The sequence below is a fragment of the Candidatus Deferrimicrobiaceae bacterium genome (genome assembly GCA_035256765.1).
Lineage (GTDB): Bacteria > Desulfobacterota > Deferrimicrobia > Deferrimicrobiales > Deferrimicrobiaceae > CSP1-8.
This window is the reverse complement of sequence record DATEXR010000149.1, coordinates 1-5,386: the sequence shown is the minus strand read 5'-3', so window position 1 is coordinate 5,386 and position 5,386 is coordinate 1. Positions and strand designations below refer to the sequence as shown.

Genomic DNA, 5,386 nt, shown 5'->3' with positions numbered 1-5,386 from the left:
GGCCCATGTTCGCGAACGCCTGCAAGAGGGGGAGCTGTTTCACGAGGCCGGTGGTGTTCTCAAGGCGGTATTTCGACCGGAGCACCGATTGCGGGTGCGGCGCCTTCATCGTGATCAACGACGAGGGCTGGATCATCACGGCGGCCCACCTCCTGTCCGCGGACGGAAGGATCCAGCGGGACACGGAGGAAATCATCGAGTATTACCACACGATCCACATGATCGAGCAGGAAGAGGGCGTCTTCCCGGCGGAGAAGGTCGACCGGATCCGGAAACTCAGGGACAACCCGAAGTGGATCACCAACCTCTCCTACTGGTGGGGCATGGACGGCGTCCAGCTCACCGACATCCGGCCCCTCCCGGAAGGAGATCTCGTCCTCGGGCGGCTTTCGCCGTTCGACCGGAACGCGTGGCCTGTCTACCCGGTCTTCAAGTCCCCCGACGACCTGGGCGTCGGGACGGCCCTGTGCAAGATCGGATATCCCTTCCAGAAGGTCCACTCCATGTTCCGCGAGGCGAACAATTCCTTCGAGCTCGGCCCCACGGTTCGCACACTCGCCGCCTTTCCGTTGGAGGGGCTCTACACGAGAACGTTGCACGCGGGGAATTCCGCCGACGGGAGATACGACATCAAGTTCCTGGAGACATCGTCGCCGGGGCTCAAAGGGCAGAGCGGGGGGCCCATCCTGGATGCGAACGGCACGATATGGGGCGTCCAGAGCAGGACCGACAACTACGCCTACGGCACCGTCACCCGGGTGGAAAAGGACGGGAGGGAGGTCGAGGAGGACCAGTGCATCAACCTGGGGATCGGGATCCATCCCGAGCTGATCGTCTCCTTCCTGAAGGACAACGGGGTCCGGTTCCTGCTCTCCGACTACTGAGGGGAGTCCCCGGAATCGGCATCGCCTTTCCGGGGGCACCTTAGTGCTCCGCTTTATAAATACGGCAACATATCCGTGCGTGTCTCCCGGTGCGAAGGGATGTGCCCTCGCACCATCGGCGGAAAGGACCCTGGCTTGCGGGGGGCTTCCGCTTCGCTACGCTCGCGACCTGCGACCGCTCGCTGCCGTTCCGCTCGACGCAATTTTTTCCTCGCTCCACAGGCCGCTCCGCGGAACCCCCCGCTGCGCCATGGGTCCACGGTCGCAGAGACCCTCGCAACGGGGTGCACAATGGTCGCGCGCGCCGCAGGGGATGAAGAGTTCTTAGAAGGAACGTCCCTGTTCTTAGGGTTTCGCGGGGGCCGAAAAAGCGCAGCAAGCCGAAGGAGTGGGAGCCACGAACGGAGCCCCCCTCCGAGGCTGCGGAGCGATAGCCCCCCGCGACGCCTCCTGGCACCGGGAGGGGATGCGCCTCATGGGATCGGCTCGATAGTCACCGGGGACATTCCTGATTCATCTCCGGGATGCGGGAGAGGAGTGTCCCCGCCCATGAAACGCGGCACTTGGTGTATAGTTTTTCCTGAATACCGCGCAGGAGGGGAGCCGTGCAGGATTTCGAGAAGCTGGGAGTCTTCTACCTGGGCCGCGAATTCGACCTTGCGAAGAATGCGCTGAAGGAGGACCTCGTCCTCTACGACTCCCGGGACCTTGTCACCCATGCGGTCTGCGTGGGGATGACGGGGAGCGGGAAAACGGGGCTTTGCATCGGTCTCCTGGAGGAGGCGTTGATCGACAACATCCCCGCCATCGTGGTGGACCCGAAGGGGGACCTGGCCAACCTCCTGTTGACCTTCCCTGACCTTACGGCCGACGATTTCCTCCCCTGGATCAACGAGGAGGAGGCGCGCAGGAAAGGGATCTCCCCGCAGGAGTACGCGGCCAAACAGGCGGACCTCTGGAAGAAGGGGCTGGCTGAGTGGGGGCAGGACGGGGCGAGGATCCGCAAGCTTCGGGAGTCCGCCGAGTTCGCCATCTACACGCCGGGGAGCACCGCGGGCCTGCCCGTCTCCATCCTCAAGTCGTTCGGCTTCCCCGGGAAGGCCGTCGTGGACGACAGCGAACTGTTGGGAGAGCGGATCGGCACCACGGTGTCCAGCCTGCTCAACCTTCTGGGAACGTCCACCGATCCCATCCAGAGCAGGGAGCACATCCTTCTTTCCACCATCCTCGATACCGCCTGGAAGCAGGGGCAGGACCTGGACCTCGCCGGGTTCATCCAGGCGATTCAGTCGCCGCCGGTGGCCCGTATCGGCGTCTTCGACCTCGAGTCTTTCTTCCCCTCCAAGGACCGGTTCTCCTTCGCCATGAAGCTCAACAACCTCCTTGCCGCGCCCGGGTTCTCCGCCTGGCTTTCGGGCGAGCCGCTTTCCATCGACCGGATGTTCTACACGGCGGAAGGAAAACCCAGGCTCTCCATCTTCTCGATCGCCCACCTGAACGACACGGAGCGGATGTTCTTCGTCTCCCTCCTCCTCACCCAGCTACTGGGGTGGATGCGCTCCCAGTCGGGCACGACCAGCCTCCGGACGCTGTTCTACATGGACGAGATCTTCGGATACTTCCCCCCCGTGGCCAACCCCCCGTCGAAGGGCCCCCTGCTGACGCTGCTCAAGCAGGCGCGCGCGTTCGGGTTGGGGATCGTACTGGCCACCCAGAACCCCGTGGACCTGGACTACAAGGGGCTGTCGAACACGGGGACGTGGTTCCTCGGCAGGCTGCAGACCGAACGGGACAAGGAACGGGTGCTGGACGGCCTCGAGGGGGCGGCGGCCGGCGGCGCAGGCCGGTTCGACCGGAAGCGGATGGAGCAGATCCTCGCCGGGCTGGGGCAGAGGGTGTTCCTGATGAACAACGTCCACGAGGACGCGCCGGTCGTCTTCCAGACCCGGTGGGCGATGTCGTACCTGCGCGGACCCCTGACCCGGACGCAGATCAAGCAGCTGATGGACCCGGTCAAATCGTCGCAGCCCGCGCCGGCCCCGGAGGCCGGCCCCGCCGCAACCGCGGCGCCGGCGGGAAAAAAGGGTTCCCGGGCGCCCGCATCGGCTCGCCCCGTGCTTCCCGCCGAAGTCCCCCAGTATTTCCTCCCGGCCCGCGGCGCTCAGCCGGAGGGTGCGGACGTTCACTACGAGCCGATGCTGCTGGGAGTCGCCAAGGTCTATTACGCCAACGCGAAAGTCGGGGTCGCCGCCCGGAAGGAAGTCTGCCTGCTGGGCGAATTTTCCGAAGGCCCCTCCCCGGTCGACTGGGACGAGGCGCGGGAAACGGAGATCCGGGAGAGCGATCTCGAGAAGTTCCCCCATGACCCGGATTCCTCCTTCGGGGAGCTGCCCCGCGAGGCGTCCAACGCGAAGAGGTACCCGGAGTGGGGGACCGCCTTCAAGGAGTGGGTCTACCGGAACAAGAAGCTGGAACTGTGGAAAAGCCCGTCTTTCGGGGTTGTCTCCGAGCCCGGAGAGTCGGAGCGGGACTTCCGCATCCGGCTCACGCAGTCTGCCCGGGAGAAGCGGGACCAGCAGGTCGAGCGCTTGCGGCAGAAGTACGGGCCCAAGATCGCGACCCTGCAGGACAGGATCCGCCGCGCCGAGCAGGCGGTGGAGCGGGAAAAGGCCCAGTCCACGCAGCAGAAGCTTTCGACCGCCATCTCCTTCGGGGCCACGCTGCTGACGGCGCTGACGGGCAGGAAAACGATCACCCAGTCCACCCTAGGGAGGGCCGCGACCACGGCACGGGGCGCGGGCCGCACGCTCAAGGAGTCGCAGGACGTCGCCCGGGCCGATGAGAACGTGCAGGCGATAACGAAGCAGCTTGCCGACCTCCAGGCGCTTCTGGACCAGGAGACCGAAGAGGTCAAGGCGGGCACCGACCCCCTCGCGGAGAGCCTGGAGGCGTGCGAGGTCCGGTTGAAGAAGACCGACATCTCCGTTTCCCTGGTGTCGCTGGTGTGGTTTCCCTACTTGCGGGACAGCAAGGGGGGGATCGCGCCGGCACGCTGATGGGGCGGACACGCCGCACGCGCGGCGCGGAACATCGGGCGGGCCCCGGAGGGGGAGTTTCTCCCCTCCGGCGTCACTTCCCGTTCTCCGCGGCCGTCTCGAGGCTTAAGAGCTTCGGTCCCTGCTTGATCCGGAAGCCGGCGCTTCCCGTCTCCCAGATCCAGCCGGAGTAGCCGTACCCTCCGACCGCCTTCACGACAAAGGCCCCCTTCCACGACTCGGCCCTCGTCTGGTTGAGGGCGATCGTCCCGAATTTCCCGAACGTGTAGCCCGGGACCGGGTGGCAATACGTCTCCCCCGCCAGCCCTTCCGCGGTTTCCTTCGCCTCCCTTCCCCCGAAGACGGCGGCCCGAAGACCGTACTTGTGGTCCTTCGCCCGCCGGAGCACTTCCTCCTTCGTGTCGAACGGGGAGGTGAACGCCACGGGGCCGAAGACCTCCTCGCGCATGCCGAGCATGTCGTCGGTCGCGTCCCGCACGATCGTGGGGTGGACGAGGTTTCCTTCGATCTTCCCGCCGAGGACGATCTTCGCTCCCTTCGCCACGGCGTCGGAAAGCTGGGCACGGATCCGGGCGACGGCGAGGTCGCTCGCCACCGGGGAGACGTCGGTCCGCTCCTCCTCCGGCCTCCCGACGACCAGTCTCGCCGCTCTCTCCTCGAACCGGTCGAGGAACTCCTCGTAGACCGACCGGTGGACGAAGATCCGCTTCGGGGCGGTGCACGTCTGCCCCGAGTACATGAACTTCGCCGTCATGAGGTCCGACAGGGCGAGGGGAAGATCCGCATCGGGGAAGACGATGAAGGGGTCCTGCCCCGGCCCCTCGAAGATGAGCTTCTTCCCCGTCCGGCGAAACGCCTCCTCGTACGGAAGGACGTTTTCGTCGAAGCCGAAGATGACGACCGCGGAAACGGAAGGGTCCCGGAGGGAACTCTCCAGGAAGCTCTTCCCGTTCCCGCGGTGGAAGCGGATGTCGCCCCCGAAGATCGGGCGGTAGAGGGATTCCGTGAGGCCGCAGAGCCCGGTCCCCTTCGAGGAGAACTTCACGTCCACCCGGTTTCCCACCATCCAGATCGAGGTGATGGCGGTGTTGAGCCACGCGCTGCCGTTGTAGGAGAGCATGAGGGAGACGCTCGATCCATCGCCCCCCAGAGGCCGCCTGTCTTCCAGGAAGGTCCTTGCGTCGTCGTACATCTTCAGGCGGTCGACCGCGATGTCCACTTCGTTCGCGGTGTCCCGGACGGTGAACCGGATGTCCCGCACCGCCTGCGCGATGATCTCGCCACGACGCTTTCCGATCGCCTCCGCGAGATCGAGCACCTTTTCGTACCTTTCCTCGTAGGATGTGCGCATCCGTGGTTTTCCTTTGTTGCGGGATGTCTCTCTCCGATATGATGCCACCACGGTGGATCGCGGGTAAAGGAGGGGGACAGGGGATTCGACCGGAT

Annotated in this window: 3 protein-coding genes; 2 read left to right on the top strand and 1 reads right to left on the bottom strand. The window is 65.4% G+C overall.

Going from position 1 to position 5,386, the window contains the following annotated elements; all coding sequences use genetic code 11:
* Both VJ307_05185 and VJ307_05180 read left to right on the top strand, forming a co-directional pair.
* A partial coding sequence (locus tag VJ307_05185) for a trypsin-like peptidase domain-containing protein (protein HJX73533.1) occupies nucleotides 1-884 on the top strand: 884 nt, incomplete at its 5' end.
* Nucleotides 885-1,489: 605 nt separating this feature from the next.
* Nucleotides 1,490-3,940 carry a hypothetical protein gene (locus tag VJ307_05180; protein ID HJX73532.1) on the top strand — a complete coding sequence of 817 codons (2,451 nt, stop codon included), beginning with the start codon at nucleotides 1,490-1,492 and terminating at the stop codon, nucleotides 3,938-3,940.
* A 73-nt stretch (nucleotides 3,941-4,013) separates the two neighbouring features.
* Here VJ307_05180 and VJ307_05175 read toward each other — a convergent pair whose 3' ends face one another.
* Nucleotides 4,014-5,291, bottom strand: coding sequence for an aldehyde dehydrogenase family protein (locus VJ307_05175; protein ID HJX73531.1), 1,278 nt, complete (start codon nucleotides 5,289-5,291; stop codon nucleotides 4,014-4,016).
* Nucleotides 5,292-5,386: the final 95 nt, after the last annotated feature.